A 17,268-nucleotide genomic window follows, 5' to 3' on the forward strand; every position below is an offset into this window, starting at 1 on the left:
CTTTTGAATATTATATCCAAATTTAACAAAAACTAACCTTTTATGGTCCAGAGGAATGTCTTCTTGTCCCTTTTGATAAAACATTTCTCTTGGGTTATTTGGATTCTCTTTTAGGTACCCGGGTATGCTTTCTGATATAATTTACATTATTGTTGTTTTTAGCATAATTAAGTTATTTATCAACTGGAGTGAGAGAGTTAATGAATACTAAAAAGGCTCTGCCTATTTTATTTTTAGTCATGTTCCTTGTAATGGTCGGATTTGGGATTATTATTCCGGTCATGCCTTTTTATGCGGAGGAACTTGGCGCTAACCCAACTCAGCTGGGATTGTTGATGGCTGTCTATTCATTGATGCAGCTTCTGTTTGCGCCTATGTGGGGACGTGTTTCTGACAGGATTGGCAGGAAGCCAGTCATCATGATTGGCATTATTGGACTGTCACTTTCTTTTTTCTTGATGGCCATTTCATCAGAGCTATGGATGCTTTTTGCAGCAAGGATTATTGGCGGGCTTTTGTCCTCGGCAAATATGCCGACTGTCATGGCCTATGTGGCTGACATCACCTCAGAGGAAGATCGCGGAAAAGGAATGGGAATCATCGGAGCTTCTGTAGGGCTTGGCTTTATATTTGGACCTGCGATCGGCGGTATTTTTTCGCAATCCAGCCTGAACATGCCATTCTATCTTGCCGGTGCTACCTCCCTGATCACATTCCTGCTCGTCACCTTCGTCCTGAAGGAATCACTTTCCGTTGAAGAGCGCAACAGCCAGTCAAAGGAAAGATCATCTTTACTAAAGGCTTTCAATGGACCTGTATCTGTTTTGTTCGTGCTGCAACTGTTTGTATCGTTAAGCCTATCCGGCCTTGAAGCAACATTTGCCTATTTTGCTGCTGAAAAAGCTGGGCTTGGTGCTGTGCAGCTAGGCTATATTTTCATGATCATGGGACTCGCAGGAGCCATTGTCCAGGGTGGTTTGGTCGGAAGGATGACCAAAAAGCTCGGAGAAGGGAAGGTTATCCAACTGGGAATCTTTATTTCAGCGGTAGGATTTGCCTTAATCTTGCTGATTAAAGGATTTGGAACTGCTGCTCTCTTCTTAACGATATTTGGCGTTGGGAACGGCCTAATCCGCCCAAGCGTATCCTCTTTGCTGACAAAGAAATCAACCGCTGGACACGGGAGCACTACCGGCCTGCTGTCGTCCTTCGATTCACTTGGGAGGATCATCGGCCCTCCATTAGGCGGATGGCTGTTCTCGATCGCTATCGGGATGCCTTATATTTCAGGGATTATATTATCAGGGATTGCCTTGGTTCTTTACCAAATCTACAATTCACGCATGAAAAACTCCCATTCATTGAATGTTTAAATTAGTAAGGAGGGTGACATCGAGTGTCACCCTCCTTCTTTATAGCCCTGCCTTATTATAGCCTCAGTCAACGGTTTCGTTCGCTAAAGGCAAGTGTATCTCAATCAAGGTGCCCTCGTTCAGCTTGCTTTTGTAAGATATGATCCCCTGGTGCTGTTTGATAATTTTATGGCAAATCATCAGTCCCAACCCTGTTCCCTTTTCCTTCAATGTGTAAAAAGGCTCACCCAGGCGCGGCAGCAATTCTTCTGGAATTCCGCAGCCCTCGTCTTTTACGGTAATAACACAGTTCCCAGCCTTGTTTTTCATCATGTTTATTTCGATGTCCCCGCCGTTTGGCATGGCCTCCATCGCATTTTTGAATATGTTCAGGAACACCTGCTTGATTTGATTCTGCTCACAAGTAATCACAAACTCATTATCTTCGTACTTCTGGATGAATTGGATAGCCTCCATTTTTGCCTGTGGAGATAACAGTTCTACCGTGTTTTCAATCACATCCCGTAAATTCGCCCTATTAAGCTGAATGGCCTGGGGTTTACCAAGTGTCAGCATTTCACTTGTAATCGTTTCGATCCGTTCCAGCTCGCTGAGAAGCAAGTCGTTAAATTCAATTAAATTGTTTTCTTTTTTATAAAGCTGGACAAACCCTTTAATCGTTGTAAGCGGGTTGCGGATTTCATGGGCAACACCTGCTGCCAGCTCCCCGACAATCGACAGCTTCTCCGATTGCAAAAGAATCTCCTCCGCTTTTTTCCGTTCTGAAATATCCCTGCTGATCATGACTATGTGCTCGATTACCCCTTCTTCTCCAATCACAGGCATACAGCGGGATTCAAAATCTATCCAATGGCCTTCATGGTGCAGAAATCGAAATTCGACCGATCGAGATTCATTATTTTCAAATATGTTTTCGATTGTTCTAACAAAAGGATGAACATCGTCAGGATGAATCAACTTATAAATATCTACGCATTGGAGTTCAGAAACCTCGTACCCCAAAACGATTTCATGGGAGGGAGAAAAATAGCTTATTTCGTTTTTTTTATTCATCACCATGATAAGATCCGATGTATTTTCAGCAATAAGGCGATACTTAGCCTCACTTTCTTCAAGTGTTTTCTCCATTTTCTTCTTTTCTGTAATGATTCTATATAAGTTTTCATATGACTCTATCAGCAACCCGCCAATCATCACTCCTAGCATAATAAACAGCAAGTATTGGAGGTGAAAGACGGGATTATCTCTAAATACATTAAATAGTAATGGCACCGTCAAAATATAAATAACAAGATAGGAGCCAGCCAGGATTCCAGTTCTTTTAGCTGGTTTAAGATGGGCATATCGCTTGTTTATGAGAGTGAAAAAAAACATGATGATCAGCCAGCCAACAATGGCTGGAAGCCAATTGTCGCTTGCCATCAATCTGCTGAGTAAGGAAAAACTTCCCGTTATAAGCCCTGCTTGAGGTCCCAGATAAGCAAATACTAAAATAAGAATTGCATAGCGGATATCGTAGGAATAGCCCTGTTGTTCATAGGATAGTCCAACGAGAATCGAGGATACCATTCCTGCATATAACGCGGCCCAAAGACGCAGCTGCTTAAGAGGTTTATGGTTGATGAAAGAACGAATGATTAAGGGTGTGCTGGCCATAAGTGAAAAAATGGAGAGATTTATAATATAGTCTAGTAAAATCAATTTACTCCCACCTGTATATATTAATTTTCATAATATTCAAACCAATAATATACCAGTAATCCAATCTTTTCTATACCTTTTTTGGAGATTAAAAATTGTATAGTTATAATATTTCTATTATTCAATATAATTAACTAACGTTATTTCGAATTTCGTAGTATTATTAGGATACAAAAGGAGGAGATTTTATTGAATAAAACAGTAGAAAAACGTCTTGTCCGTTCAGAGGTCCCTGTTGAGTCTACTTGGAATCTTGAGGATTTATTTGCTTCTGACCAGGAGTGGGAGACAGCTCTGGAACAAATCAAGGCAGATATCACTGAATTCGCAGCTTTAAAAGGCACTTTACATACAGGACCAAAGGCATTGTTAGAATGCCTCGTCGCCCAGGAAGAGCTTACTATGCAGCTCATAAAAGCACGTACATATGCCAGCTTGAAACAATCAGCCGATGGGACGGACCCTGTTAATCAGGCCAATTCAGCGAAGGTTGCTGCCATCAGCACGAACGCAATGGCTTCCTTGTCATTTATCTCGTCTGAAATTTTAGCGTTTGAGGAAGGGACGATAGAAAAATTCCTTCGAGAGGAGCCTCATCTTGAGCCATTCCAGAAAAATCTTTTAGAGCTTCTTGAAACAAAAAAACATAAGCTGGCACTGGAAACGGAAGAGGTGCTTGCAGCATTAGGAGAAGTTCACGCTGCTCCATATAAAATCTATGAAATGGCTAAACTTGCCGATATGGAATTTTCCTCAATCGAGGATGAGGATGGCAATGAATTACCGAATTCGTTTGCGCTTTTCGAAAGCCGATATGAATTTTCCCCGAATACGGATGTCCGGAGAAAAGCATACAAATCCTTTGTTTCAACTCTCAAGCAATATAAAAATACGATTGCAGCTGCCTATTCTACTGAGGTGAAAAAGCAGGTGACGCTTGCCCGCCTGCGAAACTATGAATCTGTCACCCATATGCTGCTAGAGCCTCAGCAGGTCACTTTAGAGATGTACAATAACCAAATCGACATCATTTATAAAGAACTGGCACCGCATATGCGCCGCTTTGCCCAGTTGAAGAAGAAGGTTTTGGGTCTGGACAAGATGATGTTCTGTGACTTAAAGGCTCCTTTTGATCCTGATTTTGATCCTGAAATCACCTTTGAAGAGGCTAGCAAGGTCATTACTGAATCTTTAAAAGTAATGGGACCAGACTATACGGAAATGATTGAAAAAGGCTTTAAGGAAAGATGGGTCGACCTCGCTGATAACGTAGGAAAATCAACAGGAGCATTCTGCTCAAGTCCATATGGTTCTCACCCATATATCCTGATTACCTGGGCAGACAATATGCGCGGCTGCTTTACATTGGCACATGAATTCGGCCATGCAGGACATTTTTATTTAGCGAATAAAAATCAGCGTATCATGAATGTTCGTCCATCGATGTATTTCATTGAAGCACCATCCACTATGAATGAAATGCTTTTAGCACAGCATCTCCTTAATGAAAATAAAGAGGACCAGCAGATGCGCCGCTGGGTTGTCTTGCAGCTGCTTGGAACGTATTACCATAACTTTGTCACCCATTTGCTTGAAGCTGAGTATCAGCGCAGGGTTTATGCTCATGCTGAAGCAGGCAAAGCTCTTACGGCAAAAACACTGACAGAATTGAAAGCCGACGTCCTTACTGGTTTCTGGGGCGATACCGTTGAAATCGACGAAGGTGCCAGCCTGACATGGATGCGCCAGCCTCACTACTATATGGGCTTGTATCCGTATACTTATTCTGCTGGCTTAACTGCATCGACTGCCGTCGCACAGTTGATTCAGGAAGAGGGCCAGCCGGCCGTTGACCGCTGGCTCGAGGTGCTCCGTGCAGGCGGCACTATGAAGCCTCTTGAGCTATTGAAGCACGCGGGTCTTGATATGTCGACGCCAGAACCAGTACGTAAAGCAGTTGCTTATGTCGGTTCACTGATTGACGAATTGGAACGTTCATATGAATAATGACGAAAAGACCCCTGGGAATCTTGATCCCAGGGGTCTTCTTTTTTTGGCATAATTACTTATTCATTTTAGCGAGAAAGTCTCCAAGAAGATCATCTAAATCGTCTTTTTGTTCTTCCGGTTCTTCTTCCGAGACTTGGTCATCATTTTGTTTCATAGATTCCCAGTCAAAAGAATCTAAATCATCATCAAGTGGATCCACTTCAGCTGCCGAAGCTGCCTCTTCTGTTGCCAGAAGACCGCTGTTATCTTGCTCCGCTTCCGCTCTCGGGTGAAAAATCTCTTCCTGCAAATACAGCGCCTCATCTATTTCAGTCGATTTACTATTCAAAGAAGCAAGCAGAGATGTTGCGCGAATAGGATCGCTTAACAGATGATAAACGATGTTGCCAAGCAAGGCCTCAGAATGCTCATGCTTTACCCAATCCCGTTGCGATTTACTTAAATTACGAGGTAGAGGAATCGTTAAGGTTTCCCGTTCCTTTGAATTAGAACTGCCTGCACCCTGCATCACAAATTCAGCAATTTTACTGGAGAAATTCCTTCTCTCCGTTTCTTTCAACTTTTGCAAATGCCTTAAAATGTGGTCGGGAGTGTCAGAAGGAACACGGAATGATATAGCCTGTCCTCTCTTAATCTCGTTTGGGTTGGTCTTTTTCATAGGATCACCTTATTTTTAGCTTTTTACAGGCTCAGATGCAGGTTTGCTCTTTTCTGTCTTTTTCACATAATCCATGATCAGCTTGTAATAAGCATTCGCCATCATCCAGATGCTTTCTTTTTCATCTTCAAAAAACTCAATATTATAGCCATCGAGATTATTGTTTAGTGTTTTGATATATTCCTTCAAGACAGTCGCGCCGCCGCCAACGAAATAGCAGATTTCCGTCTGTGAGTTCTTTGCCCATACGTTTCGAAGCAGGCGATATTGCTTTTTCGCTAATTCAAGAAGGATGCGGTCCGTAATATCATGGACACTTGTACGGCTTCCTTTGACCATGATATGGTTACGATCGTTTTTGCGAGTGATGATTTCAACAACATCTCTGCGGCTGTCTAGTTCCACGCCGTGTTTGCTGCGGATTTCCTCTCTGATTTGTTCTAACGCCTCAGATACACCCAAATTGAAGCCCTGTGCTTTATCATCATCAACATTGCGGTTTTTGATGACAGCGATATCTGTTGATAAGCCGCCAATATCCTGAATTAATATCCTTCTATCAATTAAATCTTTGTTGATGATTTTCAGGCTATTATCCATTACTAGATTAATGTAAGCCGCAAAACCTTCCGGATAGACTTTCACTTCATCAAATTTAATATTTACTTTAATGCCCTGGTACTTCGGAGTCACAAGGAATTCTACCTGATGGACAGACCCAACTAATTTAGAGCGGTATCCAGCATCTTTTCCTTCCTTTACTTCTCGAAGCGGCAAACCTGTTCCAAGGGTATAGTTTGCATCGATTACATTCTTAGATCTCGGAAAGAGTTTTCCAGTTTCTTCTTGAACAGCATCTAATGCCAGAGTAGCAAACAGCATCACTAATGTCTGATCTTCTTCTGACTTGCTGCTTCCCGGGTCCAATTCAGTCGCATTGTCGCTTTTTGTCGCTAAACTTCCTACACGATAAATTGCATTATTTTCTTTCAGTGCAGGGGAGTGGACTCTAATATGGATTCCATCAATAGGATCTTTTGTGTCTAACTCTTCAATACCGATTACAGGACGGTCCTCTGTATCTCTTGCTACGATATTAGGGATATTCAATTCATTATCAAATTCTCCGAAAATCGCTTTAATAGAATCATTACCTACATCAACAGCTGCAATTCTGGATTTTGTCATTCTTATCATTCCTTTTCTATTTTCTAAGTAATTATGTATATACTCTTACTATTTTAAAGGTAAAGCGAAATAATAGATACTGCAATAAAAAGGGCTAAAAAGAAATATATTTGTAAACATGTAAACAAGTTGTAAACCTTTATTGAGTTTTGTATACGTAATTGTATACAACGATTACAAATGTGTATACATGTTGATATACCAATATGTATACACATTTGTAAACATGTAAACTATTTTGTATACGCAATGTTTACAAAATGTATACAAGTAAACTAGATTGTAAACAAAACTTTATAAGCGCTTATTTTCCTCTATTTTCCACTAAATCAACTCCCCTCCCCTATCGGTAGAAGTGTTATTTTTAAAGGCTGGCTTCGTTTCCAAACTATGTAAGGGAGTTCTATTATTTGTAAAAGCAGGAGATTAGCAAATCTCATTGAATTTATTTATGAATCTAACTAATAAGGAGTCTCGCTTAATGACGATAAAATTAGAAAATATCCACGAAATCATTGATGCTTCAATGAAAAGCAATAATATCCCAGGTGCTGCAGTAGCAGTAATCATGGACCATGAAGTAGTTCTATCCAAGGGATACGGAAGGACAACAACTGAGGAGTGGGGAGTACCAATTCGTCCAGATACTTTGTTTCGAATTGCATCTGTAAGCAAGCTTTTCACTGGTTCAGTTATCATGATGATTGCTGAAAGTGGTCTGATCGATTTAGATAAGACAGTTCAGCATTATATCCCCTGGTTTACCGCTGCAGATCCTGAATTATCTAAGCTGATAACAATCCGCATGCTCTTGTCTCATTCATCAGGACTTCCTACCGGTGATGATACACGTTTTCAATATAATGAAGCGGGGTTAATGCTTTACATGAAGGAAGTAGTTCCAACGCTGCCGATTCTCTTTCATCCAGGTACAGCCTATTCATATGGAAACCACGCCTTGAATATCGCCGGATTTGTCGCAGAACAAGTAACTAGCAAACCTTTTGCATCCATTATGCAGGATATGCTATTTGAGCCGTTGGAAATGACTCATACCACCTATGACCCCTTGAAGGCCATGACCTATCCTTTAGCGCTTCCTCACGAGAAGCTCTCCGATGGAAACCTGGCAATTTCTCATCAGTTTTATGATGTCGTCGCCAGCTATCCCTCTTATTATGCGTTCTCCTCAATTGAAGAGCTTAGCAAATTCGCTATGATGCATCTTAAAAACGGAGCTTATAACAATAAACAGGTGCTTTCTGCCGCTTCTGTAAAAGAAATGAGAAACCAGCAAAGCAAATGGTATAACTCAACCAATGGCGGTTGCGGTATCTCTTTTTTCAAGGAAACAAAGGATGGCATAGACCGATACTGGCATTATGGACAGTATAGCAACCAATACTCTAGCCAATTCATCCTTGTTCCTGACAAGGGAATCGCCGTCATTGCTCTGGCAAATGGAGAGAATATTTTTCAGGCCGGATATGAAATTGTGGACGAGCTGCTGAGAGGGACAGGCAATGAAACAGCGGATGCAACTGAAGGCTTTCATGGTGAAGAGCCAGACTGGGAATACTTTGAAGGGACCTATTTACATAGCTATTATGGATTAATTAAAATCTGTTCTGATTCGGCAGAAAAATCCCTGATCCATAACGACCAGAAATTCAAGTTAAAACAATTTAACACTTATACTTATTTCGCCTTAGATGATAAGGGAAATACAGCATTTACAGTAGGCTTTCCTGCCCCAACTTTAAGCCAGACCATTAAATGTATTGTTGTAGACAGCAAGGCATGCCCGGAGTTCAAACAATTTTATACTCCAGATCCAAAAGACTGGAATGACTGGGAAGGATCATTCAGCAACGGTATAGAGAGCTATGAGGTATCCATTCAAGAAGATTTCCTGATCATAAAAGACCTTCAAACAAGCACGGATTTAATCGGGAGGGCTATTGATAAAAATCAATTTTTAACTAAGGAATACGGGTTAGTAAGCTTTATAAATATCGATGGCAACATTAATTTAGAATTCGACTTTGCCTGGCGCTATCCACAGCAAAGTTCCCATGTATTATCTTTATAACCTAGGTAAATCAAGTTTGTCTACAGCTTTATTATTTAGTTAATCTATAAAACAAGTCTGTTGATTTCCGTTCCAGGCGCTTCGCTTTCCGCGGGGCTGGCGCTGAGCCCGCAGGACACTGAAAAGCTTCCTCGAATCTGCCCACGCACGATGGAAATGCTTTAGCATTTTCGGAGGAGTCTTCGCACCTTCCACTCCAATTAACAGGGTTTTAATAATTGATCGATAACCTGTATCCTTGTCGACAAACTAGAACGAGCCAGGCTACAAGCCTGGCTCATTTTTATATCTTTTTAACAAACTCTGACTTCAGCTTCATCGCGCCAAAACCGTCAATCTTACAATCAATGTCATGGTCTCCATCTACCAATCTTATCCCTTTTACTTTTGTACCTATTTTGATGACCGATGAAGTTCCCTTCACTTTAAGGTCCTTGATGACGCTCACTGTATCTCCGTCATTCAGGACATTTCCGTTGGAGTCTTTCACAATCTTCTCATCTGTATTATTCCCTGTTACTTCTTCTAATGACCATTCATAAGCGCATTCAGGACAAACTAAAAGGCTGCCGTCCTCGTACGTATATTCTGAATTGCATTTTGGGCAATTTGGCAAGTTTGACAAGTCATTTTCCTCCCTTATTTTGCAATCACTATTATAGCTTAATGCAAGTGCTTCTTGGCTATATAAAACGGAAACTTCCATGACTAAATCAAAAAAACCCGCCAAATGACTAGTCATTCAGCAGGGCATTGTGATTAGTTTTCTTCCATTTCTCTGCGGTTCTTTTTGAATACTTTAGATAGCACTTCATACACGATTGGTACTACAATCAATGTTAATAATGTTGAACTTGTCAATCCGCCGATTACGGTAATGCCAAGACCTTTTGAAATCAGGCCGCCTCCGCCAGAGCCAAATGCCAATGGAATGAGAGCACCGATAGTAGCGATGGCTGTCATCAGGATTGGACGGAGACGGGTTGCACCAGCTTCAAGGACTGCTTCACGCATTGTCATCCCTTCACGCTCCATATGGATGATGCGGTCTACGAGTACAATGGCATTTGTCACTACGATACCAATGAGCATCAATATACCCATCATGACTGAAACGGAGATGGTTTCATCTGCAATCAGTAATCCGACGAATGAACCTATAACTGCGAATGGCAGCGAGAATAGGATGGCAAACGGCGCGACCCCTTCACGGAAAGTTACAACCAGGATAAAGTACACGATAGCAATTGCAGCAAGCATGGCTGCACCAAGCTGAGTGAACGTTTCCGTCATATCTGCCTGGACACCAGCAGTCCCTACTTCAACACCTTTAGGTAAATTCAATTTATCAATTGCTTGATCTACTTCCGATGTAGCCTTTGAGATATCATCATCGATGGCTGTTCCCGAAACCGACGCATAATATTCACCTTTGCTGCGCGCCAGAGTGTTCATTGTTGTTCCTTTTTCAACGGTTACCAGCTCAGATAGAGGCATTGTTTTACCAAGCGCTGTAGGCACCGTTGTAGAAAGGATATCATCGATTGATTCCGGCTGTTTTGCTTGCTCCTGCTGGACAATGACATCGAGGGTTTCGCCATCTTTTTCAATCGTCGTCAATACATCCTTTGATTTTGACGGGTTAAGCAGCATGACGATTTGACCTGCAGTTAAGCCATATTGCAGCAATTCATCCTGTTCCACTTTAAAGGTATACTCAACATAGGCATCCTCTGCACTGGAAGATACATCCTTCAAGCCGTCATTTTTTTTCATTTCTTCTTCTACCATTTTTACAGCTTTATTAAGTTTCGTTAAATCTTCACTGTAGAATGTATAGCTGATTTCATTTTCAGGCATCGACATTCCGCCGAAATTTTGGCTCTTCCATTCACCGCTTTGACCAAGATTGAATGCATAATCTTCAATTTTATCACGGACTTCAGGGAAGTTATCCATTTCAGGGTCAAAGATCAGGTACATTAACGCACCGCCAGAACCTAAGCCCATCATGGCCGACATTTGGTCTGCCTCTTCCGTTACAGATATTTGCACAATGTCAATATCATCACGTTTCAGCATTTTCTCTTCTACTTTTTCAACATTTGCTAATGTTTCTTCCTTAAGCTCGCCCGCTCCAGGAGTATACGTCAAATACATGACCTTATCTTCTTCACTGCCCATGAAACTGAAGCCGATGATTGGAGTCAGCGCCAGGCTGCCCGCCAATAAAACGATCGCAATGATTGAGGTGATGATTTTATGGTTAAGCGATTTATTCAGTACGCCTTTATACCAATTTGCCAGCTTGCCAGCCTCTTTATGGCTGCTTTCTGTCTTCTCACTATATAGCTTCTTCTTAAATAAGAAGTGAGACAAAGCCGGTACAATCGTAATGGCGACAATCAGAGATGCACCAAGTGCAAAGGTCATCGTCAATGCGAATGGAGCGAATAGCTCACCAACCATCCCACCAACGAAAATAAGTGGTGCGAATACAGCCACTGTTACTAATGTAGAAGATAAAATCGGCTTGAACATTTCAATTGTTGCTTCACGTACAAGGGCGCGGCCTGTTAACTTCTCTTCTTTTAGGTGCAGGCGGCGATAAATATTTTCGACTACGACAATGGAGTCATCAATGACTCGGCCAATCGCGACCGTAATCGCACCAAGCGTCATGATATTAAGCGTAATCTCCATCCAGTTCAACAGCAGCAAGGCCATGAAAATGGAAACTGGGATAGAAACGATCGAGATAATCGTAGATTTGAAATCTCTTAGGAATAGCAGAATAATCAAAACAGCGATCAATCCACCAAATACCGCTTTTTCAATCATTGTTGAAACGGATTCTTCAATCGGTTTCCCCTGGTCAAGAGACACATCGATGACAAGACCGTCAATCTTTGTTTTCTCTTCTTTTATCAAATCTTTCACTTCATTCACAACATCAACGGTATTGGCCTGCTGCTCTTTCACGATTTGAATGGCAATGGCATCGTTTCCGTTCGTCCGGGATACAGACTGAACCTTACCAACCAATTCAATGTCAGCAATATCGCTCAGCTTCACGAATGGTGAAGGATTGCTTGCCGATGGTGTAACAGGAATCAGCATGTTCTTCAGCTCATTTTCTGTCATGAACTTGCCGTCCACTGCAACAGCCTGCTCCCCTTCCTTAAACTCATAGAGTCCAAGAGATACTGCCAGGTTGCTAGCCTTGATTATTTCTTTTACTTTATCCTCGGTCAGGCCGAATTCAGCCATTTCCGCTTCCTTATAAGATAGGTCGACTTCTTCGATATGTTGTCCTGTAATGGTCACAGAAGCAACCCCATCAATTTTTTCAAGCTTAGGAACTAAGATATTCTCAACTGTAGACGTTAGTTCAACAATATCCTCCTTGGTACTGCTGACACTAAGCGCTGCAACAGGCATCATATTCATGCTGATGGCTGTAATGGTTGGCTCCTGTGCTCCCTCTGGCAGTCCTACAGCATCTAAAGCAGACTGCAGGGCACGCTTTGCCTCATCCATATCAATGCCATATTCATATTCCACTTGAATGCTAGACATATTGGAATACGAATTGGAATAAACGTATTTAACATCTTCAAGTCCTTCCACCGCTTTCTCGATTGGAATGGACACATCCTCCATTACTTTTTCAGGAGTTGCACCTGGATAGACATCCATTACCATTAAGTAAGGAATTGATATATTCGGGATTGTCTCCATGTTCATTCTTGTGCCTGAATAAATTCCAGATACAGTAATGATAATAGTAAGCAGCCAGACTGCAAGCTTATTTCCTAGAACAAAATTAACTAAACCTTTCACTTGTACACCTACCCCTGAATGACTTATTTAGTTCATTATAATCTTAATGACTGACCGGTCAGATGTCAATCGTTATACAAAATAATTACAACATTAGAGGAGTAGGCAGCAAAAAAGAGCAAAGAGGAGGAAATTTTGCTCTTTTCGCTTTAACGAACATCATTACAGACAGCTTAATTGAAAGTCATTACGAAAATAAGGGGGACAATAATTAGATACTATTCTTATTGGAAAGGCACATTTTTTGAAGATGAGCTGTTTGGTTATAATAATTTTAAAAATTTATTCATCATCTACTTCGCCGTCTCCAATTTCATCTTCTTCCTCTACATCTTCCACATCTTCTCCAACTTCAGGTTTTTCATCATTTCCACAGCCTGTGATGGAAAACATGGAGAAAGCCAGCAAAAAAAGTAATAAAATCTTTTTCAAAATGAAAACCTCCTTTTTTATAAGGTTTTCCATCCTTTTTCTTTCATATGTAATGACTAGTGCTATTACGCAAATTCAAAATCCCCATTGCAATAATAATTTCTTCGTTAAAAGCAACAATAATAGGAAAGGAGTGTATGGAATGTCTGAGACAACAAACAAATCCCAGGTTGAATTGACTGCGACCGAAGTATCCAACTTGTGGGCCGGATATATGAAAATCACGATGGAACTGCGGTTTTATGAATATTTCTTAGCAACCACAACAGATCCAGAAGTTAAAAATATAGTGGAAAAGCTATTGGATTTTGCCCAAAAAAACGTCCAGAATCTCAAAGATATTTTTACAAAAGAGAAGCTTACAATTCCTTTTGGCTTTACTGCCGAGGACGTAAGAGCTGATGCTGGCAAAGTATTTTCCGATACGTTTATTTTATATATTTGCCATGATATAACGATGCTCTCTATGATTACATACCCGAGCGCATTTTCTGATTCTACCAGAAAAGATATCAGGGCTCTTTTTCAAGAGGCTATTGAGTCCGTACTGCATATACAAAATGATATGACAGAACTGATGCTGTCTAAAGGCGTTTACTTGAAGCCGCCTCAGGTTGCCATGGACCATACAATTGATATGGTCGGCCATATGAACTATCTGAATGGGCTATTCGGCGGTTCAAGACCTGTAAATGCAGCTGAAATTGCCAATCTTACACGAATTATCCATAGAGCCCAATTTTCGAAAATGATCCTCGTAACCTTTGGGAAACTAGCCAAAACAAAAGATCTTAAACAACATTTCAGCAAAGGAAACCAGGCACTCGAAAAAGTCACAAGTACCCTTCAAGAGGTCTTTGATAAGGAAAATATACCAATTTCAGCCTCTGGAGATTTCAACATATACGATGTGAAGGATTCTCCATTTTCCGATAAGCTGATGATGTTCTTTGTCAATACATGCCTGGGAATGTTCTGCTTCATCATGATCAATCAGGCTCTGACCTCAAGCTTACGATCGGATATCGTCACGAAATTCACCAATATTTCAGATGAAATGAAGAAATTTTACGGCAAAGGATTGATTTTGACGATTACTGAAAAATGGCTGGAACAGCCGCCGCAAACGATTGATCGTAAAATATAAAAGGACGGAAAAATAAGATATAAATAGAAAATATGCAGGTGCGTTCACCTGCATATTTCATTTCCCTTTTTCCTTTCCTAGGATCCTTCTTTTTAAAAGGCTGTTTTCATAAACATTGTTGCTTTTAGAGTGGTATTGAATAGAACGTAAGGATGCTCGCTTTCCGCGTGGAAGAATGCTGAAATACTCAAGTTCCTGCTTTTTCCTCATTGAGTTGTTCTCGGATCCCTTTCTCATAACAACTCGAGGCCTTTTTTCCTGATTGAGTTGTTCTCGGACCGCTTCTCATAACAACTCATCGCACATTTTTCTCTTCGAGTTGTTCTCGAACCCGTGCTCCAATCAACTTATTTATAATTGCCTTACAAAACAACAAATTTTTAAAAAACACCTTTTAAAAAGAACTCGCTAAATGGCAATCGTTTATCAGTGGTGCTATAGTAAAGTTTCCTTCAATAAGAAAAATTAAAGAAGAATTGAGGATTAATATGAAAGCACTCGTTTTTGAACAATTTGGCGGTCCGGAAGTATTACTTTATAAAGAAATCAAAGATGCTTCGATCGGACCTGATGAGGTTCTTGTGAGGACAAAAGCAATTGGCTTAAACTTCGCGGATATTTACCGGAGAAGAGGAAACTATCACCTTGCTGGCCAGCCGCCTTACATTTTAGGATATGAGGGCGCGGGAATCGTTGAAGAAATTGGGAGCAATGTAACTGAAGTAAAACCTGGTGACCGAATTGCGTTTGCCGATGTCCCTTATGCAAATGCAGAACTTGTTGCTGTTCCTTTTGAAAAAGCAATCCCGCTTCCGGAATCGATTTCCTTCGAGACGGCTGCCTCCATCCTGCTTCAGGGGCTAACGGCACATTATCTCGTTCATGATAGTTATCAAATTAAAGCTGGAGATACAGCACTCGTCCATGCTGCTGCAGGCGGGGTTGGGCAATTATTGATTCAGATGGCTGGCCTGCTTGGAGGCACGGCGGTTGGACTAACATCTTCTTCTGCAAAAGCAGATATAGCCCAAAAGGTCGGTGCTAAAAAGGTTTTTTTATACAGTGAAAATTGGGTTGATCACATAATGCAGGAAACAAACGGGGCTGGTGCAGATGTTGTGTTTGACTCTGTCGGATCCACCTTATCAGAAAGTTTTGCTGCAACCCGAGTTGGCGGCACGGTCGTATTTTATGGCATGGCAGGAGGCGATCCAGAGCCTGTAGACCCCCGGATGCTGATGGATACATCAAAAACGATTACGGGCGGGGATCTATGGAATGTATTAACCTCAAGAGCAGAACGGATTAAGCGGTCAAACCAGCTATTTAAATGGATCGAAAATGGTGATTTAACTGTTTCGACTCCAATGACCTTTGCTCTAAAAGATGGTAAAGAAGCACATGAGTTACTAGAAAGCCGAAAAAGCGCCGGCAAAATCTTATTAATTCCTTGATCGGCGGATTTTTTTAGCCCTCGGTCATCTATAGGTTTCCCTCTCCAAATATAAAAGAACCATCACTTCAACGGCCAAATCGTGCAGATTTGGCCGTTATCTCTGTTCAATTGTATAAAAACATGAAGCTTAAGAACGCGATGATCCAAATCAGCGGAATCAAATTCATCATAATGGCAAGCCGTTTCTTCTTCACCCTGAAAATCCACCCAAAAATCGAACCTATGATTACAGCAACCGGATATAAGGTTATGATCAGAACAAAGGATACATTATAGAAATTGACACCACTGTCGAAGCTCATAAACGACAATCCCCAAATGACAAACCAGGGAATGAAGGAAAGAATATATAAAAATTGGCTAATGATCAGATACGGTTTCATAAATACCTCCTCCATATTAGGCGGATTTTATACCATATCTATATATATGCTTTGTTTTTTGTTCATGCGGCTATATGCACTGCCTGCTAAAGAAAAAAGTTGAACCTCATGGAAAGGTTCAACTTTTTTTACTGCTTGATCCTATTAATAGGATGATTATAGTGAACGGATAATGCCGCCTTCTACTCTTTGAGCGGTCCCGTTAATGGCTGATGCTTTCTGAGAGGCTAAAAACACCACCGTGTCCGCTACTTCCTCCACCGTTGCAAAGCGCTGGATCAATGATGTTGGCTCATTCTTTTTAAAATAATTCTCTGTGAATACTTCAAGGTTTTCATTTTCAGCTTTCGCTGCACCTGCCATATAGCTTTCAACACCCTCTGTCCACGTCGGCCCCGGCAGCACGCTGTTCACCGTTACCTTCGTCCCCTTCGTCAGCTCTGCCAAACCACGAGATAAGCTGATCAGCGCCGACTTTGACACTGAATAAGGAATCATTTGCGGGAGCGGCTTAACTCCCGCTTCACTTGATATATTGATGATACGTCCTGAATTTCTTTTAAGCATTTCAGGTAAAATCTCGCGTGACAGCCTTACAGCACTTAACACATTTACATTGAAATAGTTCATCCATTCTTCATCGGTCACAGATTCAAACTCTTTGACTTCAAACACTCCCATATTGTTTACAAGAACATCTATTTCACCATATTCTTTTACCTTTAAAAGAAATTCCAGTGCTTGTGATGCCTCTGACAAATCAGCAGCAATCCCGTATACCTTCCCATAAGCAGAAAGCTCATCGACTGCTTGATTCACTCGATCCTGGTTTCTGCCGTTCAGGATTACCCTGGCTCCTTCCTGTAAAAACGACTTCACAATTCCTCTTCCAATTCCAGACGTGGAACCTGTCACGACTACAAGCTTATCCTCTAACTGTAAATTCATGTTGAGCACCCTTTCCTTCTTTATAAAAATTAAATAA

13 protein-coding genes are annotated in these 17,268 nt (G+C 41.2%); 5 read left to right on the forward strand and 8 right to left on the reverse strand.

Going from position 1 to position 17,268, the window contains the following annotated elements; genetic code table 11:
• The first annotated feature begins 200 nt into the window (after window positions 1-200).
• Window positions 201-1,373: an MFS transporter gene (locus AABM38_RS23710; protein WP_423408585.1), complete on the forward strand. Its 1,173-nt coding sequence runs from the start codon at window positions 201-203 to the stop codon at window positions 1,371-1,373.
• Between the two features lie 63 nt (window positions 1,374-1,436).
• Here AABM38_RS23710 and AABM38_RS23715 read toward each other — a convergent pair whose 3' ends face one another.
• On the reverse strand, window positions 1,437-3,074 hold the full coding sequence (locus tag AABM38_RS23715) for an ATP-binding protein (protein ID WP_423408586.1): 1,638 nt from the start codon (window positions 3,072-3,074) through the stop codon (window positions 1,437-1,439).
• Between the two features lie 189 nt (window positions 3,075-3,263).
• Between AABM38_RS23715 and pepF the strand changes: the two genes are divergently transcribed.
• Window positions 3,264-5,081 carry an oligoendopeptidase F gene (pepF, locus tag AABM38_RS23720; protein WP_423408587.1) on the forward strand — a complete coding sequence of 606 codons (1,818 nt, stop codon included), beginning with the start codon at window positions 3,264-3,266 and terminating at the stop codon, window positions 5,079-5,081.
• A 55-nt stretch (window positions 5,082-5,136) separates the two neighbouring features.
• Here pepF and AABM38_RS23725 read toward each other — a convergent pair whose 3' ends face one another.
• Complete coding sequence (locus AABM38_RS23725) at window positions 5,137-5,742, reverse strand: hypothetical protein (protein ID WP_423408588.1); 606 nt, start codon at window positions 5,740-5,742, stop codon at window positions 5,137-5,139.
• A gap of 15 nt (window positions 5,743-5,757) precedes the next feature.
• Window positions 5,758-6,930: a hypothetical protein gene (locus AABM38_RS23730; RefSeq protein WP_423408589.1), complete on the reverse strand. Its 1,173-nt coding sequence runs from the start codon at window positions 6,928-6,930 to the stop codon at window positions 5,758-5,760.
• A gap of 481 nt (window positions 6,931-7,411) precedes the next feature.
• On the opposite strand from AABM38_RS23730, the gene AABM38_RS23735 reads away from it, so the two are divergent.
• Complete coding sequence (locus tag AABM38_RS23735) at window positions 7,412-9,022, forward strand: serine hydrolase domain-containing protein (protein ID WP_423408590.1); 1,611 nt, start codon at window positions 7,412-7,414, stop codon at window positions 9,020-9,022.
• A 283-nt stretch (window positions 9,023-9,305) separates the two neighbouring features.
• Here the strand turns inward: AABM38_RS23735 and AABM38_RS23740 are convergent, their stop codons facing one another.
• The 3 genes from AABM38_RS23740 to AABM38_RS23750 all read right to left on the reverse strand — a co-directional run bounded on the left by AABM38_RS23740 (window position 9,306) and on the right by AABM38_RS23750 (window position 13,297).
• Window positions 9,306-9,647 carry a zinc ribbon domain-containing protein YjdM gene (locus AABM38_RS23740; RefSeq protein WP_423408591.1) on the reverse strand — a complete coding sequence of 114 codons (342 nt, stop codon included), beginning with the start codon at window positions 9,645-9,647 and terminating at the stop codon, window positions 9,306-9,308.
• Window positions 9,648-9,781: 134 nt separating this feature from the next.
• Entirely contained in the window at window positions 9,782-12,865 is a 3,084-nt protein-coding gene (locus AABM38_RS23745; protein WP_423408592.1) for an efflux RND transporter permease subunit, read from the reverse strand.
• 282 nt (window positions 12,866-13,147) lie between these two features.
• A complete protein-coding gene (locus tag AABM38_RS23750) occupies window positions 13,148-13,297 on the reverse strand; it encodes a hypothetical protein (protein WP_335379032.1) in 150 nt (49 codons plus the stop codon).
• A 142-nt stretch (window positions 13,298-13,439) separates the two neighbouring features.
• Between AABM38_RS23750 and AABM38_RS23755 the strand changes: the two genes are divergently transcribed.
• The gene (locus tag AABM38_RS23755; protein WP_423408593.1) at window positions 13,440-14,444 is read left to right on the forward strand and encodes a DUF3231 family protein; all 1,005 of its coding nucleotides are present in this window, start codon (window positions 13,440-13,442) and stop codon (window positions 14,442-14,444) included.
• A gap of 488 nt (window positions 14,445-14,932) precedes the next feature.
• Complete coding sequence (locus AABM38_RS23760) at window positions 14,933-15,898, forward strand: quinone oxidoreductase family protein (protein ID WP_423408594.1); 966 nt, start codon at window positions 14,933-14,935, stop codon at window positions 15,896-15,898.
• A 106-nt stretch (window positions 15,899-16,004) separates the two neighbouring features.
• On the opposite strand, the gene AABM38_RS23765 is transcribed toward AABM38_RS23760, so the two are convergent.
• Together AABM38_RS23765 and AABM38_RS23770 are read right to left on the reverse strand one after the other, a co-directional pair.
• A complete protein-coding gene (locus AABM38_RS23765; protein WP_423408595.1) occupies window positions 16,005-16,283 on the reverse strand; it encodes a hypothetical protein in 279 nt (92 codons plus the stop codon).
• A 156-nt stretch (window positions 16,284-16,439) separates the two neighbouring features.
• Window positions 16,440-17,231 carry an SDR family NAD(P)-dependent oxidoreductase gene (locus AABM38_RS23770; RefSeq protein WP_423408596.1) on the reverse strand — a complete coding sequence of 264 codons (792 nt, stop codon included), beginning with the start codon at window positions 17,229-17,231 and terminating at the stop codon, window positions 16,440-16,442.
• Window positions 17,232-17,268 lie beyond the last annotated feature (37 nt).

This window comes from Heyndrickxia sp. MSNUG (assembly GCF_049532715.1).
Taxonomy (GTDB): domain Bacteria; phylum Bacillota; class Bacilli; order Bacillales; family Cytobacillaceae; genus Mesobacillus.

What these genes read in the sequence shown, in the direction of transcription:
- AABM38_RS23755 (WP_423408593.1), top strand. Translation starts at nt 13,440, where the DNA reads ATGTCTGAGACAACAAACAAATCCCAGGTTGAATTGACTGCGACCGAA.
- AABM38_RS23770 (WP_423408596.1), bottom strand. Translation starts at nt 17,231, where the DNA reads ATGAATTTACAGTTAGAGGATAAGCTTGTAGTCGTGACAGGTTCCACG.
- AABM38_RS23765 (WP_423408595.1), bottom strand. Translation starts at nt 16,283, where the DNA reads ATGAAACCGTATCTGATCATTAGCCAATTTTTATATATTCTTTCCTTC.
- AABM38_RS23735 (WP_423408590.1), top strand. Translation starts at nt 7,412, where the DNA reads ATGACGATAAAATTAGAAAATATCCACGAAATCATTGATGCTTCAATG.
- AABM38_RS23760 (WP_423408594.1), top strand. Translation starts at nt 14,933, where the DNA reads ATGAAAGCACTCGTTTTTGAACAATTTGGCGGTCCGGAAGTATTACTT.
- AABM38_RS23725 (WP_423408588.1), bottom strand. Translation starts at nt 5,742, where the DNA reads ATGAAAAAGACCAACCCAAACGAGATTAAGAGAGGACAGGCTATATCA.
- AABM38_RS23730 (WP_423408589.1), bottom strand. Translation starts at nt 6,930, where the DNA reads ATGACAAAATCCAGAATTGCAGCTGTTGATGTAGGTAATGATTCTATT.
- AABM38_RS23710 (WP_423408585.1), top strand. Translation starts at nt 201, where the DNA reads ATGAATACTAAAAAGGCTCTGCCTATTTTATTTTTAGTCATGTTCCTT.